Annotated in this window: 15 protein-coding genes; 7 read left to right on the top strand and 8 right to left on the bottom strand. The window is 70.1% G+C overall.

The annotated features are described in order from the left end of the window. Positions 1-42: 42 nt before the first annotated feature. Positions 43-1,050, bottom strand: coding sequence for a type I glyceraldehyde-3-phosphate dehydrogenase (gene gap, locus BLR95_RS11440; RefSeq protein ID WP_092620041.1), 1,008 nt, complete (start codon positions 1,048-1,050; stop codon positions 43-45). 346 nt (positions 1,051-1,396) lie between these two features. Here gap and pap point away from each other — a divergent pair, with 346 nt between their 5' ends. The 3 genes from pap to BLR95_RS11425 all read left to right on the top strand — a co-directional run bounded on the left by pap (position 1,397) and on the right by BLR95_RS11425 (position 6,736). Beyond that, entirely contained in the window at positions 1,397-2,995 is a 1,599-nt protein-coding gene (pap, locus tag BLR95_RS11435; protein WP_092620038.1) for a polyphosphate:AMP phosphotransferase, read from the top strand. A gap of 240 nt (positions 2,996-3,235) precedes the next feature. Then, complete coding sequence (locus BLR95_RS11430; protein WP_143130987.1) at positions 3,236-3,847, top strand: DUF2497 domain-containing protein; 612 nt, start codon at positions 3,236-3,238, stop codon at positions 3,845-3,847. Positions 3,848-4,009: 162 nt separating this feature from the next. Continuing rightward, positions 4,010-6,736: a valine--tRNA ligase gene (locus tag BLR95_RS11425; protein ID WP_092620033.1), complete on the top strand. Its 2,727-nt coding sequence runs from the start codon at positions 4,010-4,012 to the stop codon at positions 6,734-6,736. Here the strand turns inward: BLR95_RS11425 and BLR95_RS11420 are convergent. After that, positions 6,705-7,538 carry a helix-turn-helix transcriptional regulator gene (locus tag BLR95_RS11420; RefSeq protein WP_092620030.1) on the bottom strand — a complete coding sequence of 278 codons (834 nt, stop codon included), beginning with the start codon at positions 7,536-7,538 and terminating at the stop codon, positions 6,705-6,707. The genes BLR95_RS11425 and BLR95_RS11420 overlap by 32 nt on opposite strands. A gap of 159 nt (positions 7,539-7,697) precedes the next feature. Between BLR95_RS11420 and BLR95_RS11415 the strand changes: the two genes are divergently transcribed. Genes BLR95_RS11415 through aguB form a run of 3 tightly spaced genes read left to right on the top strand, consistent with a single transcriptional unit; the run spans position 7,698 to position 10,822 of the window. Then, positions 7,698-8,831: an extracellular solute-binding protein gene (locus tag BLR95_RS11415; protein WP_092620027.1), complete on the top strand. Its 1,134-nt coding sequence runs from the start codon at positions 7,698-7,700 to the stop codon at positions 8,829-8,831. Positions 8,832-8,876: 45 nt separating this feature from the next. Further along, positions 8,877-9,914 (top strand): agmatine deiminase family protein, encoded by a 1,038-nt coding sequence (locus tag BLR95_RS11410; RefSeq protein ID WP_245689476.1) that lies wholly within the window; start codon positions 8,877-8,879, stop codon positions 9,912-9,914. 26 nt (positions 9,915-9,940) lie between these two features. Further along, the gene (aguB, locus tag BLR95_RS11405) at positions 9,941-10,822 is read left to right on the top strand and encodes an N-carbamoylputrescine amidase (protein ID WP_092620024.1); all 882 of its coding nucleotides are present in this window, start codon (positions 9,941-9,943) and stop codon (positions 10,820-10,822) included. Positions 10,823-10,853: 31 nt separating this feature from the next. On the opposite strand, the gene BLR95_RS11400 is transcribed toward aguB, so the two are convergent. The 5 genes from BLR95_RS11400 to BLR95_RS11380 form a co-directional block, all read right to left on the bottom strand. Further along, positions 10,854-12,875, bottom strand: coding sequence for a hypothetical protein (locus BLR95_RS11400; protein WP_092620021.1), 2,022 nt, complete (start codon positions 12,873-12,875; stop codon positions 10,854-10,856). A gap of 108 nt (positions 12,876-12,983) precedes the next feature. Then, on the bottom strand, positions 12,984-14,210 hold the full coding sequence (locus BLR95_RS11395; protein WP_092620020.1) for an ATP-grasp domain-containing protein: 1,227 nt from the start codon (positions 14,208-14,210) through the stop codon (positions 12,984-12,986). 208 nt (positions 14,211-14,418) lie between these two features. Further along, entirely contained in the window at positions 14,419-16,458 is a 2,040-nt protein-coding gene (locus BLR95_RS11390) for a TRAP transporter permease (protein WP_092620017.1), read from the bottom strand. Further along, a complete protein-coding gene (locus BLR95_RS11385) occupies positions 16,455-16,961 on the bottom strand; it encodes a DUF1850 domain-containing protein (protein WP_245689475.1) in 507 nt (168 codons plus the stop codon). The genes BLR95_RS11390 and BLR95_RS11385 overlap by 4 nt, the downstream gene beginning before the upstream one ends. Then, entirely contained in the window at positions 16,958-17,917 is a 960-nt protein-coding gene (locus BLR95_RS11380) for a TAXI family TRAP transporter solute-binding subunit (protein ID WP_092620014.1), read from the bottom strand. Before BLR95_RS11380 ends, BLR95_RS11385 begins: the two co-directional genes overlap by 4 nt. 768 nt (positions 17,918-18,685) lie before the next feature. Here BLR95_RS11380 and BLR95_RS11375 point away from each other — a divergent pair. Beyond that, positions 18,686-20,101: an AMP-binding protein gene (locus tag BLR95_RS11375; protein WP_092620011.1), complete on the top strand. Its 1,416-nt coding sequence runs from the start codon at positions 18,686-18,688 to the stop codon at positions 20,099-20,101. A gap of 263 nt (positions 20,102-20,364) precedes the next feature. Here BLR95_RS11375 and BLR95_RS11370 read toward each other — a convergent pair whose 3' ends face one another. Continuing rightward, positions 20,365-21,630 carry a molybdopterin molybdotransferase MoeA gene (locus BLR95_RS11370; RefSeq protein ID WP_092620008.1) on the bottom strand — a complete coding sequence of 422 codons (1,266 nt, stop codon included), beginning with the start codon at positions 21,628-21,630 and terminating at the stop codon, positions 20,365-20,367. Positions 21,631-21,741 lie beyond the last annotated feature (111 nt).

Raw genomic sequence — 21,741 nt, 5'->3', positions numbered from 1 at the left:
GCGCGCTCCGGCCGGCGGCGGGGCGGCGGGGCCGGACCCTGCCTAGAGGGTCTTGCCGATGGCCACGGCGGTGTCGAGCATGCGGTTGGAGAAGCCCCACTCGTTGTCGTACCAGCTCATGACGCGCACGAAGTTGCCCTCGATGACCTTGGTCCCGTCGGCGTCCAGGGTCGAGCTGACGGCGCTGTGGTTGAAGTCGGTGCTGACCAGCGGGGCGGTGTTGACGGCCAGGATGCCGGCCAGACGGCCATTGGCGGCCTCGGTCATGGCCTGGTTCACCTCCTCGGCGGTGGCGGTCTTCTTCAGCACCACCTTGAGGTCGACCAGCGAGACGTTGGGGGTGGGCACGCGGATGGCCACGCCGTCCAGCTTGCCGGCCAGCTCGGGCAGCACCAGACCGACCGCCTTGGCGGCGCCGGTCGAGGTGGGGATCATCGACACGGCGGCGGCACGGGCCCGGCGCAGGTCCTTGTGCAGGGTGTCCACGGTGCGCTGGTCGCCGGTGTAGCTGTGGATGGTGGTCATGAAGCCGTGGTCGACGCCGAAGGTCTTGTCGAGCACGTCGACCACCGGGGCCAGGCAGTTGGTGGTGCACGAGGCGTTGGAGATGATCTTGTGCCCGGCGGCGATCTTGTCGTGGTTGACGCCGTAGACCACGGTCAGGTCGGCGCCCTTGGAGGGGGCCGAGACCAGCACCCGCTTGGCGCCGGCGTCCAGGTGCACCTGGGCCTTCTCCTTGTCGGTGAAGATGCCGGTGCACTCGAAGACGATGTCGACGCCGAGATCGCCCCAGGGCAGCTTGGTCGGATCGGGCTGGGCGATGCAGCGGAACTTGCGGCCGCCAACCACCAGGTCGTCGCCATCCACCGAGACGGCCTCGGGCAGCCGGCCGTGGACCGAATCGTAGGCCAGCAGGTGGGCGTTGGCCTGGGCCGAGCCGAGGTCGTTGATGGCCACCACCTCGATGTCGGTGCGGCCCGATTCCACCAGGGCGCGGAAGGTCAGCCGGCCGATCCGGCCAAACCCGTTGATTGCAACCCGAACAGCCATGCGTCTTTCCTCCGTCGAGATGGGGCGCCACGCCTTCTTCGGTGGGCGGGCAGGCGTTGGCCCGCCGCCGGCGCGGCGCTGAAAAGGGCGAACCCCGGTTTCAGGCAAATTGTCCAGTCGTGATGAAGCGGAATGGGGCGCTTGGGCGGACCCTAGCAGAGGCCTTGCCCGGCGCCCACCCCCTTGCGTGCGGCTCCCACCCTACCCGATGGGGCGGCGCTTGCCCACCTCAAGCGTGTCGGAGTGGCGGGAAATGGCGGCTTTTCGGGAGGCGGCGAGGGGCGTACCATCGACCGGGCCTGTCATCCAACGGTCATGCCCACCGCCCGCCCCCAGGAGTTCGCCCATGTTCCGCACCGCCGAGTTGGGCCGCCAGGTGCCCAAGGCCGACTTCGATGCCCTGGCCGACCCCTTGCGCATCGAAATGCTGGAGCTTCAGCAGACCCTGCGCCAGTGCCCGTTTCCGGTGGTTTTGGTCTTCGCCGGGGTGGACGGGGCCGGCAAGGGCGAGTCCATGAACCTTCTGAACGAGTGGATGGACCCGCGCTGGATCGCCAACCACGCCTACGGCCCGTCCTCGGACGAGGAGCGCGAGCGCCCCGAGTTCTGGCGCTACTGGCGCGACCTGCCGGCCAACGGGCAGATCGGGCTGTTCCTGTCCAGCTGGTATTCGGCGCCCATGCTCGATCATGTCCACGGGCGCATCGACGACGCCGGCTTCGAGGCCCGCCTGGGGCGCATCGCCGCTTTCGAGAAGTGCCTCGCCGACGATGGCGCGATGATCCTGAAGTTCTGGATGCATCTGGGTAAGAAGGCCCAGAAACAGCGCCTGAAAAGCCTGGAAAAGGACCCCGAGGAGGCGTGGCGGGTGACCGCCCGCGACTGGGCCAACTTCGAGATCTACGACCAGTTCATCGCCAGCGCCGAGCGGCTGATCATGGAAACCTCGCACGGCCACGCGCCATGGACCCTGGTCGAGGGGGTTGATCCGCGCTACCGGGCGCTGACCGTGCTGACCTCCCTGCGCGACACCGCCCGGCGCCACATCAAGACCCAGGAAGCCCGCCGCCGCATGACCGCCGACCTCAAGAAGGCGGCCCATCAGGCAACCCCGCGCAGCCGCCGGACCCAGGCCCGGGAGTCGGGCCGCCCGGAAGGCGACGTGCTGGCCCGCCAGCCCTCGGTGCTCGATGCGCTGGACATGACGCAGTCGGTGAGCAAGGCCGACTACGCCCAGGAGTTCAGGCACCAGCGGGCCCGTCTGGCCCGCCTGTTCCGGCAGTGGAAGGCGCGGGGGCGCTCCGTCGTGCTGGTCTTCGAGGGCCAGGACGCGGCCGGCAAGGGTGGCGCCATCCGCCGTCTGACCTCGGCGCTGGATGCCCGCGACCGTCGGGTGGTCCCGGTCGCCGCGCCGAGTGACGAGGAAAAGGCCCACCACTACCTGTGGCGCTTCTGGCGTCATCTGTCGCGCGCCGGGCGGCTGACCGTGTTCGACCGTTCGTGGTACGGCCGGGTGCTGGTCGAGCGCGTCGAGGGCTACGCCACGCCCGAGGAATGGCGGCGCGCCTTCGCCGAGATCAACGAGTTCGAGGATCAACTGGTCGAGCATGGCACGGTGCTCGTCAAGTACTGGCTGCACATCACCCAGGACGAGCAACTGGCGCGTTTCAACGCCCGCGCCGAAATCCCCTACAAGAGCTGGAAACTGACCGAGGAGGACTGGCGCAACCGGGAGAAGTGGGACCTCTACGAGGAGGCGGTCACCGACATGGTCGAGCAGACCTCGACCCGGCGCGCCCCGTGGACCCTGATCGAGGGCAACTCCAAGCGCTTCGCCCGCATCAAGGTGATCCGCACCCTGGCCGACCGCCTGGAGGACGAACTGGCCGCCCTCTCCAAGGCTGAAAAGAAAGCCGACAAGAAGGGCGACAAGAACTCGGGGTAGTCCTTTCCCGGCCGCCACCCGGGGCCGATCGCGCGGGGGACTACCTTTTGTTTACTTTCCCGCCGTAGGGTGGGAGCGGCTCGGGGTGGCTTGGTGCCGCCCGCCGGGCGTGGTAAATGGACCGACCACGGTCACGGTCACGGTCACGGTCATGCTCATGATCATGGCCACCGTCACGGCAGGGGCCGATGCGTAACCATATTCCTGCGGCACAGCGGGTCGACAACAGCGGGTGGGGCGATGAGCGATAGCGACCAGCAGGAACCGTCGATGGAGGACATCCTCGCCTCGATCCGCAAGATCCTGTCGGAGGACGAGGAAGAGGAAGCCAAGCAGCAGGCCGCCCAGGCGCCCGAACCGGAGCCCGAACCCGAACCCGAACCGGAATGGGAGCCCGAACCCGAGCCGGAACCCGAACCGGCCTGGGAGCCGGAACCTGAGCCCGAGCCGGAACCCGAGCCGGAACCCGAGGACGATGTCCTTGAGTTGACCGACGACATGCTGCTGCCGGACGAGCCGGAGCCCGAGCCCGAACCGGCCTGGGAGCCCGAACCCGAACCAGCCCCGGCGCCACCCCCACCCCACCCGGCACCCCGCCCGGCCAGCCCCGACAGCCTGCTGTCGCCGCGGGCCGCCGACAGTTCGGCCACCGCCCTGGCCGAGTTGTCCGCCGCCGTGGCCCGGGGGCGGGCCCTCGGCCTGGGGGCCGGCCACACCACCCTTGAGGAAATCGTCAAGGAACTGCTGCGGCCCATCCTGAAGGAATGGCTCGACAACCACCTGCCGGGAATGGTCGAGCGGATGGTCCGCCAGGAAATGGAAAGGCTGGTCAACCGGGCGGAAAATCAATAGAACCGGAAGCCCGAACCGCTGGCCGGTCCGCCTGAACCGGCCGCCGTTCGGTTTTCGCGGGCCTCTCGCCGGGGCCGCCCCGCCAGCCGGCGGGCGGCCCCGCCGCGCGTCCGGCCCCCCGGTTCATTGCTTGAAAAGCCAACGCCAAGGACGGCCATTCCCATGCTGGACAAGACCTTCGACGCCAAAACGGTGGAGAACGACCTCTATCGCCAGTGGGAGGAGTCCGGGGTATTCGCCGCCAACCCCGAGGGCAACGCAACGCCCTACACCATCATGATGCCGCCGCCCAACGTGACCGGCAGCCTGCACATGGGCCACGCGCTGACCTTCACCCTGCAGGATGTGCTGATCCGCTATCACCGCATGCGCGGCCGCGATGCCCTGTGGCAGCCGGGCAGCGATCACGCCGGCATCGCCACCCAGATGGTGGTCGAGCGCCAGTTGGAGGCCCAAGGCGTCACCCGCCACGACCTGGGCCGGGCCGGCTTCATCGACAAGGTGTGGGAGTGGAAGGCGCAGTCCGGCGGCACCATCCAGCGCCAGTTGCGGGCCCTTGGCGCCTCGGCCGACTGGCCGCGCGAGCGCTTCACCATGGACGACGGGCTGTCGGCGGCGGTGCGGCGCATCTTCGTCATGCTGCACCGCGACGGGCTGATCTACCGCGACCGCCGGCTGGTCAACTGGGACCCCAAGCTGCACACCGCCATCTCCGACCTGGAGGTGGAACAGCGCGAGACCACCGGCAAGATGTGGTACATGCGCTACCCCCTGGCCGAGGACCCCTCGCGCTTCCTGGTGGTCGGCACCACCCGCCCGGAAACCATGCTGGGCGACACCGCGGTGGCCGTCCACCCGGAGGATGAGCGCTATGCCGACCTGATCGGCAAGACCGTCCGCCTGCCCATCGTCGGGCGCGAGATTCCCATCGTCGCCGACGACTACGCCGACCCGGAAAAGGGTTCGGGCGCGGTCAAGATCACCCCGGCCCACGACTTCAACGACTTCGAGGTGGGCCGGCGCAACGGCTTGCGGCTGATCAACATCTTCGATCTCAACGCCGCCCTGCGTGGCGGGCCGATGGAGCTTTACGTCTTCACCCCCGAGGGCCACACCGAGCCCTTGACCGACGCCGCCGGCACTCCGCTCACCGAGACCCTGCCCGAGGCCTATCAGGGCCTGGACCGCTTCGCCGCCCGCGACAAGGTGATCGCCGAGATCGAGGCGGCCGGCCTTTTGGAAAAGATCGACGACAACCCGATGACGGTCCCTTATGGCGACCGCTCCGGCGTGGTCATCGAGCCGTGGCTGACCGAGCAGTGGTTCGTCGACGCCAAGGAACTGGCCAAGGAGCCCATCAAGGCGGTGGAGGAGGGGCGCACCCGCTTCGTCCCCACCCACTGGGAGAACACCTTCTTCGAGTGGATGCGCAACATCCAGCCGTGGTGCATCAGCCGCCAGATCTGGTGGGGGCATCAGGTGCCGGCGTGGTTCGGCCCCGACGGTACCGCCTTCGTCGAGGAGAGCGAGGAAGAGGCCCTCGCCGCCGCCGAGACGCACTACGGCAAGGCGGTCGAGCTGGTTCGCGATCCCGACGTGCTGGACACCTGGTTCAGCTCCGCCCTGTGGCCCTTCTCCACCCTGGGCTGGCCCGAGCAGACCCCGGACCTGGCCCGCTACTACCCGGGCGACGTGCTGGTCACCGGCTTTGACATCATCTTCTTCTGGGTCGCCCGGATGATGATGTTCGGCCACTACGCCATGGGCGACGTGCCCTTCCGCGACGTCTACATCCACGCCCTGGTGCGCGACGCCAAGGGCCAGAAGATGTCGAAATCCAAGGGCAACGTGATCGATCCGCTGGACCTGATCGACCAGTTCGGCACCGATGCCCTGCGCTTCACCCTGGCCGCCCTGGCCGCCCAGGGGCGCGACATCAAGATGAGCGAGGGCCGCGTCCAGGGCTCGCGCAACTTCGCCACCAAGCTGTGGAACGCCGCCCGCTTCTGCGAGATGAACGACTGCCGCCCGGCGGACGGCTTCGACCCGGCGGCGGTCAAGCTGACCCTCAACCGCTGGATCATCGCCAAGGCCGACGCCGCCGCCGGCAAGGTGGCCGAGGGGCTCGACGCCTATCGCTTCAATGATGCCGCCGGGGCCGCCTACGCCTTCACCTGGAACACCTTCTGCGACTGGTTCGTGGAGTTCGCCAAGCCCCTGCTGAGCGGCGAGGACGCCGCCGCGCGGGCCGAAACCCAGGCCACCGCGGCCTGGGTGCTGGGCCGCATCCTGGTCCTTCTGCACCCCTTCATGCCCTACGTCACCGAGCACCTGTGGCAGGCCCTGACCCAGGGCCAGGGCGGTCAGTTGATCGCCGCCCGCTGGCCGGACAGCGGCGCCCTGGCCGCCCCCGAGGCCGAGGCGGAAATGGACTGGGTGGTCGAGCTGATCTCCACCATCCGCTCGGTGCGCTCGGAGATGAACGTGCCGCCGGGTGGTCGCCTGCCCCTGCTGGTCAAGGACGCCGGGGCCGACACCCGCCAGCGCCTGGAGACCCACGGGGCGCTGATCGAGCGGCTGGCCCGCCTGGAAAGCATCGCCCTGGTCGACGACGCCGAGACCAAGGGCGCCGCCCAGATGGTGCTCGGCGAGGCCACCCTGCTGCTGCCGCTGGCCGGGGTCATCGACATCGACCAGGAAAAGGCCCGCCTGGGCCGCGACATCGCCGCCCAGGAAAAGGAAATGGCCAAGCTGGACAAGAAGCTCGGCAACCCCGGCTTCCTGGCCAAGGCGCCGCCCGAGGTGGTGGCCGAACAGCGCGAGCGCCTGGACGAGGCGACGCAGACCCGCGACCGCCTCAGCGCCGCCCTGGCCCGTCTGGAGGCCTGAGCGGCAGGGTCTTGAGGAAGCGGGCGAACAGCTCGGCCTGCGAGGCGATGCCGAGCTTGGCGTGAATGTGCTTGCGGTGGGCCTTCACCGTGCCCTCGCTGATGGCCAGCCGGTGGCTGATCGACAGCGTCGAGTGGCCCATCAGGATGAGGCCGGCGACCTCCTGCTCGCGCTCGCTCAGAAGGCCGTCGCCGAAGCGGGCGACATGCGAGGCCACGGGGTCGGCCGCCTCCGCCGCCGGCCCCGCCGCGTCTTCCCAATGGCGGCTCGCCGCGTCTTCCCAATGGCGGCAAGCCGCCGTGATGAGCAACGGAAAGGCGGCCTCCAGCCGGCGGCGCTGGGCCACGCCATAGGGCCGGGCGCCCGGGGCGCGGGCCAGCGAAACGACCAGCCCCCGGTTGGCGTCCAGGCGCCTGAACAGCCCCATCTCGTCCTCTGCCCCGGTGTCCCGATAGAAGGTCCGGTAGTAGGTCGAGCGATAGAAGTTGTCCGGCGCCAGATCGCGCAGCCGGTGCACGCCGTCGGCGATGCCGGCCTCGAAGGTCTGGAAGAAGGGGTCCAGGCGATAGACCCCGGCGGCATAGGTGTCGACGCACAGGGCGACCAGCTCGGGCGGCAATTCGTGGTACACGGTGCGCGGCGGCCGGTCGCGGAAATAGAAGGTCACCAGCAGGGTATCCACCGGCACCACCTGGCGCAGCAGGGCGGTGAAGGCGGCCGCAAAGTCGGGCCGCTCCAGCCGCGCGACCAACTCGGCGCAGCCGGCCATCCAGGCCGCGTCGGTGCGCTGCGTGGTGCCCATGGCGTCCCTGACGGCTCCCTCTCTCCTACCCCCTTGGGGGAATATACAGGGCCGGCGACGGGCGCTTCAATGCGGGCAAAAAACGGGAGACGTCCGCCCACCGGGGGCGTGCCACGGGATCAACCCGGCCGCCCGTCGACGCCGACAGGGAGACCCGCCATGCCCACCGTGCCCCATGCCGACCCGCGCCGCCGGCCGCGCCGCCGCGCCGCCCTTCTTTCCACCCTGCTTTTCGGGCTGGCCTTGCTCGCCGGCCCCGCCGGCGCCGAGACGCCGCGCGTCCATGTCTACAATTGGTACGACTACATCGGCCCGGAGGTGGTCGCGGCCTTCGAGGCGGAAACCGGCATCGAGGTGGTCTACGACGTCTTCGACGCCGCCGAGGTGCTGGAAACCAAGCTGCTCACCGGCCACACCGGCTATGACGTGGTGGTGCCCAGCACTTCCAACGCGCCCCAGTTGATGGCCGCCGGTGCCCTCCAGCCGGTCGATCCGGCGCGGCTTGCCAACTATGGCAACCTGGACCCGGAGATTCTGGCCCGGCTCGACAGGCTGCCCGGCGGGCGAACCCTGGGCGTGCCCTACACCTGGGTCACCATCGGGGTGAGCTACAACGTCGATCTGGTCGAGGCGCGGCTTGATGCGTTGCCCGACAACGCGCTCGACCTGATCTTCGATTCGGCCCACACGGCGCGCCTCAAGGACTGCGGCATCGCCATCCTGGACGCCCCGCGCGACGTCCTCGGGCTGGCCCTGATCTACCTCGGGCTCGACCCCTACAGCGGGGCGGCGGAAGACCTGGCGCAGGCCGAGGCACTGCTGGCCAAGGTGCGCGGCGACATCCTGCACTTCGGCTCCGGGCGCATCATCTCCGACCTCGCCAACGGCGACATCTGCGCCGCCATCACCTGGAACGGCGACGCCGGGATCGCCAGCCTGCGGGCCGAGGAAGCCGGGCGGGACACCCACCTCGTCTACCGCATCCCCACCTCGGGCAGCCTGATGATCGTCGATCTGATGGCGATCGCCGCCGACGCCCCGCACGTCGAGGCCGCCTACACCTTCCTCGACTACATGCTGCGGCCCGAGGTGATCGCCGAGACCACCAACTTCCTGTACTTCGCCAACGCCAACCGGGCCGCCCTGCCGCACGTGCTGGACGAGATCAAGGCCGACCCCGACATCTACCCGCCGCCGGCCATCATGGACCGCCTGGTGCCCGACCTGCCGCTGTCCCAGGATGTGTTGCGGGCCCGCTCGCGGCTGTGGACGCGCGTCAAGTCCGGGTTATAGCCTGATCCGACCCGTTTCCCGCCCGCCCCTTTCAGGAACCCGAAGATGATCGAGACCCCGCGCGACCTGGGTTATCGCATGCCCGGCGAGTTCGAACCCCACACCCGCACCTGGATGAGCTGGCCGTGCAATCCGGCCACCTACTCCGACCGCTGGATGGCCGAGGCGCGGGCCGCCCATGCCCGGGTGGCCCAGGCCATCGCCGCCTTCGAGCCGGTCAGCGTGCTGGTCCCGCCGGAGCTGATCGGCGGGGCGCGCGACCTTCTGGGCAGCGACAACATCGAGCTTGTCGAATGCCCGCTGGATGACAGTTGGCTGCGCGACAACGGCCCCGGCTTCCTGGTCGGGCCGGGCGGTCTGGCGGCGGTGGACTGGGGCTTCAACGGCTGGGGCCACTTCATCGAGGACTATGGCGCCGACGCCCGGGCCGGCCGCGCCGTGATTGCCGCCGCCGGGGCGCGCCGCTTCCCCGGGCCGATGATCCTGGAGGGCGGCTCGATCCATGTCGATGGCGAGGGCACCCTGATCACCAACCGGGAATGCCTGCTCAACGACAACCGCAACCCGCACCTCGAGGTCGCCGACATCGAGCGCTTCCTGGCCGAGTACCTCGCCGTGGACACGGTGATCTGGCTTGATGAGGGACTGGAGAACGACGACACCGACGGCCACATCGACAACGTCTGCGCCTTCGCCGCGCCGGGGGTGGTGCTGATCGGCTCGGCCGGCGCGCCGGCCGACGAGAACACCCGGCGCATGGCCCACAACCGCGACCTGCTGAAGGCCGCCACCGACGCCCGGGGACGCCGTCTCCAGGTGATCGAGGTGCCCCAGCCGGCGATTCGCACCGAGTATCCCGAGGGGGCCGCGGCCAGCGGGCGCATGTCCCTGAGCTACATCAACTTCTACATCTGCAACGGGGGGGTGATCGTGCCCCGCTTCGGCGACCCCAACGACGATCCCGCCGCCGAGGTGATCGGCGCCGCCTTCCCCGGCCGCCAGGTGGTCCAGGTGGACAGCCGGGTGGTCGCCCATGGCGGCGGCAACATCCACTGCATCACCCAGCAGCAGCCCCGGGTTTGAGCATCTTTTCGAAGGACACCACCACCATGCGCACGCTGACCGTTGCCGCCACCCAGATGGCCTGCACGCCCGACCTCGCCGCCAACCTGGACCGCGCCGAGGCCCTGGTTCGCCGGGCCGCCGGCAAGGGGGCCGGGCTGATCCTGCTCCAGGAACTGTTCGAGGGACCCTACTTCTGCAAGGACCAGGACCCCGAATACTTCGCCTGGGCCCGCCCCAAGGCCGACAACCCGGTGATCGCCCGCTTCGCCGCCCTGGCCCGCGAGCTGTCGGTGGTCCTGCCCCTGTCCTTTTTCGAGCGGGCCAACAACACCTACTACAACTCCCTGGTCATGATCGACGCCGACGGCCGGGTGCTCGACACCTACCGCAAGAGCCACATCCCGCAAGGCCCGGGCTACGAGGAGAAGTACTACTTCAGCCCCGGCGACACCGGCTTCAAGGTCTGGGACACCGCCTGCGGACGGCTCGGGGTGGGCATCTGCTGGGACCAGTGGTTCCCGGAAACGGCCCGCGCCTGCGCCCTGATGGGGGCCGAGGTGATGCTCTACCCGACCGCCATCGGCAGCGAGCCGACCGATCCCGGCTACGACAGCCAGCCCCACTGGCGGCGCGCCATGCAGGGCCACGCGGCGAGCAACATCCTGCCGGTGGTGGCCTCGAACCGTATCGGCAGCGAGGACGGGGCGAGCTGTTCGCTCACCTTCTACGGCTCGTCGTTCATCACCGACCACACCGGCGCCCTGCTGGCCGAAGCCGGACGGGACGAGGAGACGGTCATCACCGCCACCCTGGACCTGGACCAGGTGGCCCGCTTCCGGGGCGGCTGGGGGATGTTGCGCGACCGCCGGCCGGAGCTTTACGGCCCGCTCGGCACCCTGGACGGGGTGACGCCCCTGGGGGGCTGATCCGCCCCCCGGTGATGATCCCCTCGGCCCCTCAGCGTGCCGCCCAGGTGGCGCGGGCCATGGCCTCGATGCCGGCCACCGTCTCGGCGTCCACGCCGGCCAGGTCGCCCTCGTCGCAGGCGTCGCAATGGTACAGGTAGAGGCGGCTGGCGAAGGATTCGAACGGCAGCGAGGATTCGCCGAACCACTCGCCGTTGCCCTCGGTCGAAACCACCACCCCCTGGCCCCAGTCCTGGCCGCCGTCGCAGTTGGGATTGAAGAAGTACAGGCGCATGTCGCCCTTCGGCCCCAGGCCGACGCGCAGGATGGTCACCGCGTGCCAGCCGATGAAGCGGCCCAGGCTGTCGGTCACCGCGATGCCCGCCGGTTGGGGGTGGGTGACCGGGGCATTGCCGTTGTGCAGGGGGTGGTAGTGGGCGAAGAAGCGGCGCACGAAGGTGGCGTAGTCGCCGGCCAGGGTGCCGCCCGGCAGGTCCACCGCCAGGGCGGTGTCGCGGCCCACCCACCAGCCGTGCATCTCGCTGTTCACCCAGGCGTGGGGGTCGCCCGGGCGGCCGGCGCACAGGCGGCCCATTTCCATGTAGATGCGGTCGAGATGGGGGACCAGGACCACCGACACCGGGTCCACGTCCATCGGCGGCTGGCTGGCCAGACCGCTGCGCAGGGCGGCCGAGGACAGCCGTTGCCCCTCGAAGACCATGACGATGTCATCGTCGCGCGCCGCCCGGGCGAGCAGGTGCAACAGGTAGTCGGGCGCCGCCAGGGCCCACATGGACAGCGCCCGCGCCGCCTGACAGGTGGGGTTGTTGCCCTGCCCGATGCCCAGCGGCTGGCCGAGCACGCTCAAGGTGCCGGCCAGCAGCAGGGTGGCCGGCGGCAGGGCCGGGCCGAAGGCGGTGGCCAGGGCCTGGGCGGCGGCCGGGCAGGGCGTGAGGCCGATGTGCCCCCACAGCGACGGGCCGATGGCCGGGTCGAACAGCAGGCCGCGCTCCAGCAACAGGGCGAGGCCGAGGATGGCCTGCGCCGTGTCCGGCGTGATGGCCGCCTCGATCAGGCTTTCGACCAGCCCCGGATAGCAGGAAAAGGCCTCGCGCCCGGTGCTGCTGAGGCCCAGCGCCTGGGCCACCAGATCGGCCCCGGGTCCGTTGACGCGGCGCAGGAAGACGGCGTGGTAGGGCGACACCAGCCCGGTGTCATGCATGGCCCGGGCGAAGGCGCGGGCCTCCTGCGTCAGGGCGCTGTCGTCCAGGGTGTCCAGGCGCTCGGCGTAGACCTCGAGCCCCGGGTCCTCGCGGCAGGCGGTGGTCGGCCCGAACAGGGCGCTGACCAGCCGGGCGGCGCCCAGGCCGGAGGCCCCGCTGTCGATCTCCGGGTCGTTCAGGCAGGCGGCGATGCGGGTCACCATCAGCTTGACGTCGTCGACCATGATCGGCCGCTGGGCCAGGATGCGCTCGATCTCCTCGCCCAGTTGGCCGAACACCTCGGCAAAGCCGATGCGTTCCACCATGTGGGCAAACACGTTGCGGGTCGCCGTGGCCTGGGTGGCGTGCTGGCGCTCGGCCTCGCTTGGCGCCCCGAACAGGCGGTTGAGGTTGAGCGCCAGAAGCTGGCTCAGGAAGTGCTGGGCCTGCTCGGAGGAAATGCGCGGGTGGAAGAAGTGCCGGTGGGCCACCGCCAGCAGGCGCAACTCGCTGAGCATTTCCAGGGTGGCGGTGGGGCGGTCGCCGTGGGTCAGGGTGCCGGTGGCCAGCGACGGCTGGAGGATTTCCGGCTGCGCCCAGTCGGTGCCGTGGAAGACCCCGGCCGCTTCCAGGCGTTCGGCCCGCTCGACCAGTTGGGCCGCGCCGCCGGGGCGGGCCAGTAGGCGGCAGGCGATGTCGAGCACCGGGCCGCGGGTGGTCTGCTTGGCGAAGGCCGAGGTCTGGGCCAGCTTGTCCAGCGCCCGGTCGAACTTGGCGGCCAGCGCGAGGAGATCGGCCGAGGGAGCCTCGGCCGCGGGGGCCGGCGGGCTCCCGGGCGGGGTTGGCCCGGGTGGGGTTGGTGTCGACGACATCGGGGGCTTTCCAGGCTGTGGGCGCCAGCGGCGCCCCGGAACAGCGGGCATGGTAGCGCGAAGGCGGGGCCGGGGGCAAAACACCCCCCGGCTCCCGCGATTTCAGGCTCAGCGATAGAAGTCCAACGCCTCCTGGCGCTTCAGCAGGCCGTGCAGGGTGTCCGGGTCGTCGCCCTGGAAATAGACCAGCCCCCAGTGGGTGCCGAAGGCGGTACGCTTGGTCACCTTGGTTTCGGAGGGCGCGGTCAGCTCGTGGGATTCGAAGTAGGGGTGATTCTCGGTCTCCTCGGGCACCTCCAGGTCGGTGACCACGCGCTGGCGCGGGTAGACCCCGAAGCAGCCGGCATACCCGTCGGCATCGACCACCTCGCGCGGGAAGAAGGCACGCACCTCTTCCTCGGTGGACTTGGGGTCGAAGCAGACGATCAACGCCTGATAGGCGTTGAAGCCGTAGACCCGTTCGAGAAGCTCGAAGACCTTGAAACCGGGCGGCCGGAAGGCGACCTCGCCGAAGTACATGGTGCCGTCGCTGGTCACGAAGTATTCCGGGTGGATGAACCCGTGCTCGATGTCGAAGGTCTTGATCAGCTTCTCGATTTCCTGCTCGACCCGGGGCCGCCAGGCCTCCAGCGCCGGCGAGGCGGGGACGAACACCGAATAGCCCAGGGTGACGTATTCAGAGATGTTGAGAAACTGGATCTTGCCGTCGTGGATCCACACCTCGCAGGCGAATTCCCAGCCGTCCAGGTGGCTTTCCATCAGCACCGGGAATTCCTCGTCGGGGATCAGGTCGATGTCCTGCGGCTCGCGGATCACCCGGTGACCCAGGCAGCCGGCCTTGTCGAAGGCCTTGACGTGGATCGGGTCGGCCGGGTCGCCGTCCAGCTTGAGCAGGGTCTGGCTGACCCGCTTCAGGAAGCGGATGATGTCGCCCCGGTCGTGGGCCTCCTCGAAGATGCCGACCCGAATGCCGCCCAACTGGGCCCGGCGCTTCATCAGCGCCTTGTCGCGGAACAGGATGGCCTGGCCGTGCAGGCGCGGGTTGGCCTGCAACACGGCGTTGATGGCGCCGGCCCACTCGACGGTTTCCTCGAACAGCGGGATGGCCACATCGACGCCGCGCTCCTTCAGGGTTTCGGCGATCTCCATGGAGCGGTCGTTGAGGCGCTCGAAGTTCCAGGGGATGTGGGGGATGTCGTTTTCCTGGCAGTAGGCCTCGGCCCACTCCGGGGCGACGACGATGTAGCGGCGGTCGAAGCGTTCGGCGGCGTCGATGGCGCCCAGCGACCAGCCGAGCAGGGCGACATACCCTTTCTCGGGGTTCTTCTCTGTCATGCAGAGCCTCCGGTATGTGGTGGAAAAATATGTCGTGGGATGGCGCAAGCCTAACATGCTGAGGCGCGCTGTCAAATTTGCCCCGGAGAAAGAGCAATTTCTTATTTTATGTTTTGTGAGTATCTAATATTATGAATGCAATTTTTCGATTTTCTCTTTGATGTGCTGTGATTTTCTAATTCCGAGGGTTCTGGCGGCGCCCCACCTCTCACCGACCCGCCGGGCGGGTCTTGTCCGGCACCCGCCCGGTCGCCTCCCGCCGCGCCAGCAGGGCGTTCAGCCCCAGCACGGCGAGCAGCCCGGCGGCGCCGATCGCCTCGATGGTGATGTCGGGCTGGAACAGGGCGATCACCCCGGGAATCACCAGCAGCCGCGACAGCGGGTCCATGCGGGTGAACAGGTGGCCTTCCAGCGTCGCCGCGAAGGCGACCAGGGCGAGGATCGCGATGGCTCCGGTCCATAGCACCAGGGGCAGCGGCCCGCCGGTGATGATGACCGGGTTGAAGACCATGAACAGCGGGATCAGGTACAGCCCCTTGGCGAACTTCCAGGCCTCGATGCTGGTCTTCATGGGGCTGGCCCCGGCGATGGCGGCACCGGCGAAGCCGGCCAGGGCAATGGGCGGGGTGACGTTGCTGTCCTGCGAGTACCAGAAGACCACCAGATGGGCGATCAAGAGCGGGATGCCGAAGTCGGCGTGCAGGGTGGGGCCGACCAGCACCACCAGCACGATGTAGGAGGCGGTCACCGGCAGCCCCATGCCGAGCACCAGACTGGCCAGCAGAACCAGGATCAGGGCCAGCACGATGTTGCCGCCGGAGAAGGCGATCATCATCGAGGAGAACTTCAGCCCCAGCCCGGTCAGCCCGACCACGCCGACGATGATGCCGGCCACCGCGCAGGCCACGCTCACCGCGATGGCGTTGCGCGCCCCGACCTCGAGCGCCTTCAGCACCAGTCGCCCGCCGGCCAGCAGGGCGGTGCTCCAGTCGGGGAGGTCGGGGGTGTCGGCGGTTTTCTGGTGGCGCGGGGCGATGAACAGTCGCCACAGCAGCCAGCGGGCCAGCGCCACCCCGGCCACCGAGAGGATGGCCCAGAAGCCGACCCGCATGGGCGACAGGTTCATCACCAGCAGGTAGACCAGCACCCCCAGCGGGACCAGGAACTGCCAGCCCTCGGCCAGCACCTTCTTGATGCTCGGCAACTCCTCGGGTGGCAGCCCGCTCATGCCCTGCTTGAGGGCGGCGATGTGGACCAAAAGGTAGACCGTGCCCAGGTACAGAATGGCCGGGAAGATGGAAACCAGCACGATCTCGAGATACGGCACGTTGGTGTATTCCGAGATCAGAAAGGCCCCGGCGCCCATCAGCGGCGGGGTGATCTGGCCGCCGGTCGAGGCGGCGGCCTCGATCCCCCCGGCCTGGGCGCGGCGGTAGCCCAGGCGCTTCATCAGGGGAATGGTGAAGGCCCCGGTGGTGACCACGTTGGCGATCGCCGAGCCGCTGATCGAGCCCATGCCGGCCGAGGCCAGCACGGCGGCCTTGGCCGGTCCGCCCTTGCGCTTGCCGGTGGCGGCGTAGGCCAGATCGATGAAAAAGCGCCCGGCCCCGGTCACCTCCAGGAAGGCGCCGAACAGCACGAAAACGAAGATGTAGGTGGCGGCGACGCCCAGCGGCAGGCCGTAGATCCCCTCCTGCCCCAGGTAGAGCTGGCCGATCAGGCGGTCCAGGTCGTTGCCCCGGTGGGCCAGGATGCCGGGCAGCAGCTCGCCCAGCCAGGGCAGGGCGCCGCGCGGCCCGGCCAGGGCATAGAGAATGGCGGCCACCCCGATCAGGGTCATGCCCAGGCCGATGGCGCGCCGGCTGGCCTCGAGCAGGGTGAGCACGGCAATGGCCCCGACCACCACGTCGGTGGTCGTCCAGAAGCCGGCCCGGTTGAAGATGTCGTCCAGATAGTAGGTCAGATAGAAGCCACTGAGCACCGCCCCGCCGAGGAAGGCCAGATCGACCAGCCAGCTCAGCCAGCCGCGCCGGCGGCGCAGCGGGAAGACCAGAAAGGCCAGCACCATGATGAAGGCGAGGTGGATGCCGCGCTGGTAGAACAGGCCCAGCGGCTCGATCCCCGCCCCGTACATCTGGAACAGCGACAGCGCCACGGCGACCGTCGAGATGAGCCACAGCACCGGGCGCGGATGGTGCGGCGGATCGGGCAGGATGTCGACGGTGGCGTCGGGCGAGGCCTGGCTCATGGAAGGTCCTGGGATGAGGGGGCGGGAACAAGGCGCAGGATCACCGGCTGGCCGGCCACCCGGGCCGACAGGGGCAGGCGCTGGCCGTCGTCGGTGATGATGCGGTGGTCGACGGCTGGCGCGCCGACGCGCAGGCGATAGGCGTTGCCGGGCACCGGCTCGTCGATGGCGTCGATCAGGTAGCCGTCGCCGCGGCCCGGCCTGAACACGCCGCGCCCGGGGAAGTGCCCCAGGCCGGCCGCGAAGTCGGGCTGGAAGGCGTGGCTCAGGACCATCCGGCCGCCGTCGTTCAGGTAGCAGTCGGCCACCGGGTCGCCGGTCACCGAATGGTTCCAGTCCAGGCACCAGCCACTGCCCCGGGGCACGGTGACGGCGCCGACCAGACGGCCGTCAGGAGTCACCGCCTCCAGGCGATTCGGCGGCGGGGCGGCGGCGCAGGCGACCAGTGGCAGACCCAGGGCGGCGGCGATCAGCCGTCGCCCCGGGCGGGGCCGTGGCCTCACGGCTTCAGGTGGTCGGGCACGGTGGCCCCGGCTTCCTCGTAGAAGCGGATGGCGCCGGGGTGCAGCGGCACCGGGGTGGCGCCCAGCGAGAACTCGATGGTGGTGTCGTTGGCCGCCGGGTGGATGGCGCGCAGCTCGGCGATATGCTCGAACAGCACCTTGGTGATCCGGTAGGCCAGTTCCTCGTCCATCTCGGCGTTTGCGATCAGCACGTTGGGGGTGGAGATGGTGTTGACCGGGTTGGCCACCCCCTCGTAGATGCCGGCCTTCAGGGTATAGGCGGCGAACACCGGCTCGGCCTGCTTGGCCTTGGCGATCTCGTCGTCGCTGATCGCCACCAGGGCGATGTCGCGGGTGGTGGCGAGGTTGATGATCGAGCTGGTCGGCGGGCCGACGCTCCAGAACCCGGCGTCGATGTCGCCGTCGCGCAGGGCGTCGGCGGTCTCGTTGAAGTTCAGGCGCTGGGGCTCGAAGTCGTCGTAGCTGATGCCGTTGGCCTCAAGCAGGGTCTTGGCGCTGACCTCGGTGCCGCTGCCCGGGGCGCCGACCGACACCCGCTTGCCCTTGAGATCGGCCAGCGAGGTGATGCCGCTGTCCTTCAGGGTGACGATCTGCACGGCGTTGGGATAGACCGAGCCCAGGGCCACCACGTTGTCGAGCTTGCGGTCCTCGAAGCGGCCGATGCCCATCACCCCGGCATAGACGGTGTCGGCCAGGGCCAGGGCGAGGTCGCTGTCGCGGCGCGAAACCAGCCCCATGTTCTCGACCGAGGCGCCGGTCACCTCGGCCACCGCGCTGGCGTCGTCGACGTACTTGGTGATCAGCTCGGCCAAACCGCCGCCGTAGGGGTAGTAGACGCCGCCGGTACCGCCGGTGGCGACCGAAAGCTGTTGCTCGGCCAGGGCCGGCGTGGAAAGCAGCACAAGGGCTGCCAGGGCGTGGCGCAGAAGCTTCATGGCATGTGTCTCCCAGTTGTGGACCTCGGGTTAAGTCGTGGTCCACGGATGTGGTCCGGCGCGTGGCGGCCGGGGCGCTCCCGTTCGGGGCGCGGGTTTGGTTATTTGTATACAAGTTACCCGCTGGGGGGATGTCGCCAGATTGCACCCGCCGAGTCAAGGGGGGCGGCGATGTGGCTGCGGGCGTCCACGTCCCGGAGGGGGGCGCATGCCGGGGCCGGCAGCGGATGTGTCAGGCGATCAGGGCGTTCCGGGAGACGATCGTGGCACAAGCGCCACCAGCCACCAAATGGCGACCTGCCTTGCTGGCGACCTACCTTGCTGGCGAGCGACCTTGCGCCCGGAGTCGCCGTCGTCGAAAGCCATCTGTCGGCCCGAGCCGCCCCCGGCCGCGCCGGTGGGGTGCCGGAGCAGACCCTGGAAAGCCGGGACGGAAACGCCCCCGTGGCGCGCCTCACCGGGCTCCCCCGATGATTCCGCGAGCCTTGCCAGCGCCTCGTTTTTCCAGCCGAGTCCGCGCCATCCCCGGGCTTTCGCCAACCGCCCAGGGCACGCCCGGACCGACCCGCGCGTCATCCCGATCACCCGCCAGCCGAATGGCCAGTTGATCGGCCTGACGCGGACTTTTCCCAAACCCTTGCGCGCCGGCGTGGTGGTGCTAAAGAGCACGCTTGGCTTCGTTCCCGGTGCCGGCCGGGCGGTGGCCGAGCGCGTCCATGCCCTGATGGGGCGCCTGCCGTGAAAGCCCCCTCGCGTGAGAGCCAAGGCATGAACCTGACCGACGCCTTCCTGCGCGCCGCCCAGCGTCACCCCAAGCGGCCGGCCCTGATCGACGGCGCCGGGCAACGCACCTCCTATGGCGCTTTGGCCAGCCTGACCGCCGGGCTGGCTGGCACCTTCGCCGGGCAGGGCATCGAGGCCGGCGACCGCGTGCTGGTTGCCCTCAAGCCCGGCGCCGAACTTTACGCCGGGCTGGCCGCCCTGTGGCACCTGGGCGCCGTGGCGGTGTTCCCCGAGCCGGCCATGGGGCTGGCCGGCCTCCGGCACGCCGCCTTGACCACCCAGCCCAAGGCCCTGCTGGCCGACCCCTGGCTGCGCGTCCTGGCCCTGGCCTTCCCGGAGACCCGGGCCATTCCCCTGGGGCTGTCGCCGGCCCCGGAACGCCAGCGCCGCGAGCCGCCACCAGCCACCGACGCGAAGCGGCCGGCGGTGATCTCCTTCACCAGCGACAGCAGCGGCCCTCCCAGGGCGATGGCCCGCTCGCACGCCCTGCTGATGGCCCAGCACCGAGCGCTGACCCCCCTGCTGGCCGGCAACGGGCAGGAGGTGGACGTGGTCGCCTTCCCCGCCTTCGTGCTGCCCTGCCTGGGCCACGGCCACACCGCCGTGCTGCCGGGCTGGCCGCTCAAACACCCCCACCGGGCCGACCCGACCGCCCTGCGCCAGCAGGCCCAGATGGTCGGCGCCACCCGCCTGCTGCTGCCGCCAGCCGTCACCGCCCGATTGGCCGGCCAGCCTCTGCCCGACAGCGTGCGCCGCGTGCTGAGCTGCGGCGCCCCCCTCTACCCGGACATCGCCCGACGCTTCCTGGCCGGCGCGCCAGGGGTCGGCCTGACCGTGGTCTACGGCTCGCCCGAAGCCGACCCCATCGCCCACCTGGCCCTCGAAACCCTGGCCGAGGACGCCTGGACCCGCGCCGCCGGCGGTGGCGGCCTGCCAGTCGGCCGACCGGTGCCCGACATCCGCCTGCGCCTGATCGACGGCGAAATCACGGTCTGCGGCAACCACGTCAATCCGGGCTACCTCGACCCGACCCGCGACGCCGAAACCAAACTGCGCCAGGGCAACACCATCTGGCACCGCACCGGCGACATGGGCCGCATCGACCCGCTGGGCCGCCTGTGGCTGCTCGGCCGCAAGGACGACAGCCGCGACGGCCTCGCCCCACTGGCCGTGGAAGCCGCCGCCCGCCTGTGGCCCGGCGTGACCAACGCCGCCCTGCTCGCCGACCCCGACCAACGCCCCAAACTGGCCCTCAGCGGCGATGCCCACCACCTGAAAACATGGCACAGCAACGCCCAACGCCTGGGCGACCTGGAAGTCCACCACCTGCCCACCATCCCCATGGACAAACACCACCCCCCCAAACCCGACCTCCCCACCCTGCGCAAACTGCTCCCCTGAGCCTCGGCAAACGGCCTGTGGCGGCCCACGCAAAGGGGCGCTGCCCCTTTGAACCCCGCTGGGGAGGCCGGGAGGCCTCCCCAGACCCCACCATGAGTCAAAGCCGTGAAGAGGGGGGTGTATCCGAGCGCGCTCGGATACACCCCCCTCTTCACGGCTTTAAGTCGCGGCGGGGGTCCGGGGGGGCCCCTGGTCCCCCCGGCGGGGGTTCCAAGGGGGCAGCGCCCCCTTGGCATGGGTCGCCACACGCCGTCTGTCGGGGGTCAGGTGAGCAGGTCGGGCAGGGGGAGGAAGGTCAGGGGGGTTGTGGTGTTGATGGGGGGGCTGTCGGCGGGCAGGTCGATCAGGCCGTCGGCCATGGCCAGGCCGGAGAGCATGGCCGAGCCTTGGTTGGTCAGGGCGTGGACCCTGTTCTGGTTGTCCAGTCGGGCGCGCAGGAAGGTTCGGCGGCCGGCTTTGGCGGCGATGGGGGCGGCGGCGGGCAGGGTCAGCCGGCGGGGTTCCAGGGGCTGGCGTCCTTGCAGGGCGAGGACCAGGGGGCGGCCGATCATCAGGGCGGTGACCATCACCGAGACCGGGTTGCCGGGCAGGCCGAGGAACAGGGTGTGGCCGATGCGGCCCAGGGCCAGCGGCTTGCCGGGTTTGATGGCCAGTTTCCACAGGCCGAGGCGACCGATGCCGGTGAGGGCCTGGCGCACGTGGTCGGCCTCGCCCACCGAGACGCCGCCCGAGGTGACGATCAGGTCGACCTCGGGCGCGGCCTCGGCCAGGGCGGCGGTGATGGTTTCCCGGTGGTCGGGCAGGATGCCGAGGTCCTTTACCGTGCAGCCCAGGCCGGTCAGCAGGGTGGCCAGGGTCAGGCGGTTGCTTTCCGGGATGGCGCCTTCGGGGCAGGGCTGGCCGGGCTCGACCAGCTCGTCGCCGGTGGCGAAGACGGCGACGCGCACCGGCCGGCGCACGGTCAACTGGCCGACCCCGAGGGCGGCGGCCAGCCCGATCTGGGCCGGGCCGAGGCGCACCCCGGCTGGCAGGGCGGTCTGGCCGGCGGTGAATTCCTCGCCGGCGCGGCGGATGTTGGCGCCGGCCTTCAGGGTCGGCGGCAGGTGGACGTGGGCGCCGTCGAGCCGGCAGTGCTCCTGCATGGCCACGGCGTCGGCGCCGGCTGGCAGCGGCGCCCCGGTCATGATGCGCACCGCCGTGCCGGCCTCCAGCGGCGCCCCGGCGGGCTGGCCGGCCAGGATGCGGCGGACCACCGGCAGCGGGCCGGTGGGGGCGTCGGCGGCGCGGGCGGCGAAGCCGTCCATGGCCGAGTTGTCGAAGCGCGGCTGGTTGGTGGGGGCGATCAGCGGGTCGGCCAGCACCTGCCCGGCTGCCTCGGCCAACGGCAGGCGGCGGGTTTCGGGCAGCGGCGGCAGGTCGGCCAGACGGGCCAGCAGATGGTCCAGCGGCCAGCCACCGGGCGGTGCCTCGGGCGAGTCGGGAAAAAGCGGGTCGGGAAACTGGGGGTGGGGAAACTGGGAGTCGGTCATGGGGCCCGAGTGTGGCCCCGTCGCGACGCCTCGGCAAGGCTCCTGCCCTTTTCCCCTGAAAGCAGCGCGGGTACAGTCGGGGGGCCTGTTGTTTCGCGCCCGGGAGCCGAC

This window comes from Roseospirillum parvum (assembly GCF_900100455.1).
GTDB lineage: Bacteria > Pseudomonadota > Alphaproteobacteria > Rhodospirillales > Rhodospirillaceae > Roseospirillum > Roseospirillum parvum.
Note: the sequence above shows the minus strand (reverse complement) of the source record. Positions and strands in the feature narration are given on the sequence as shown.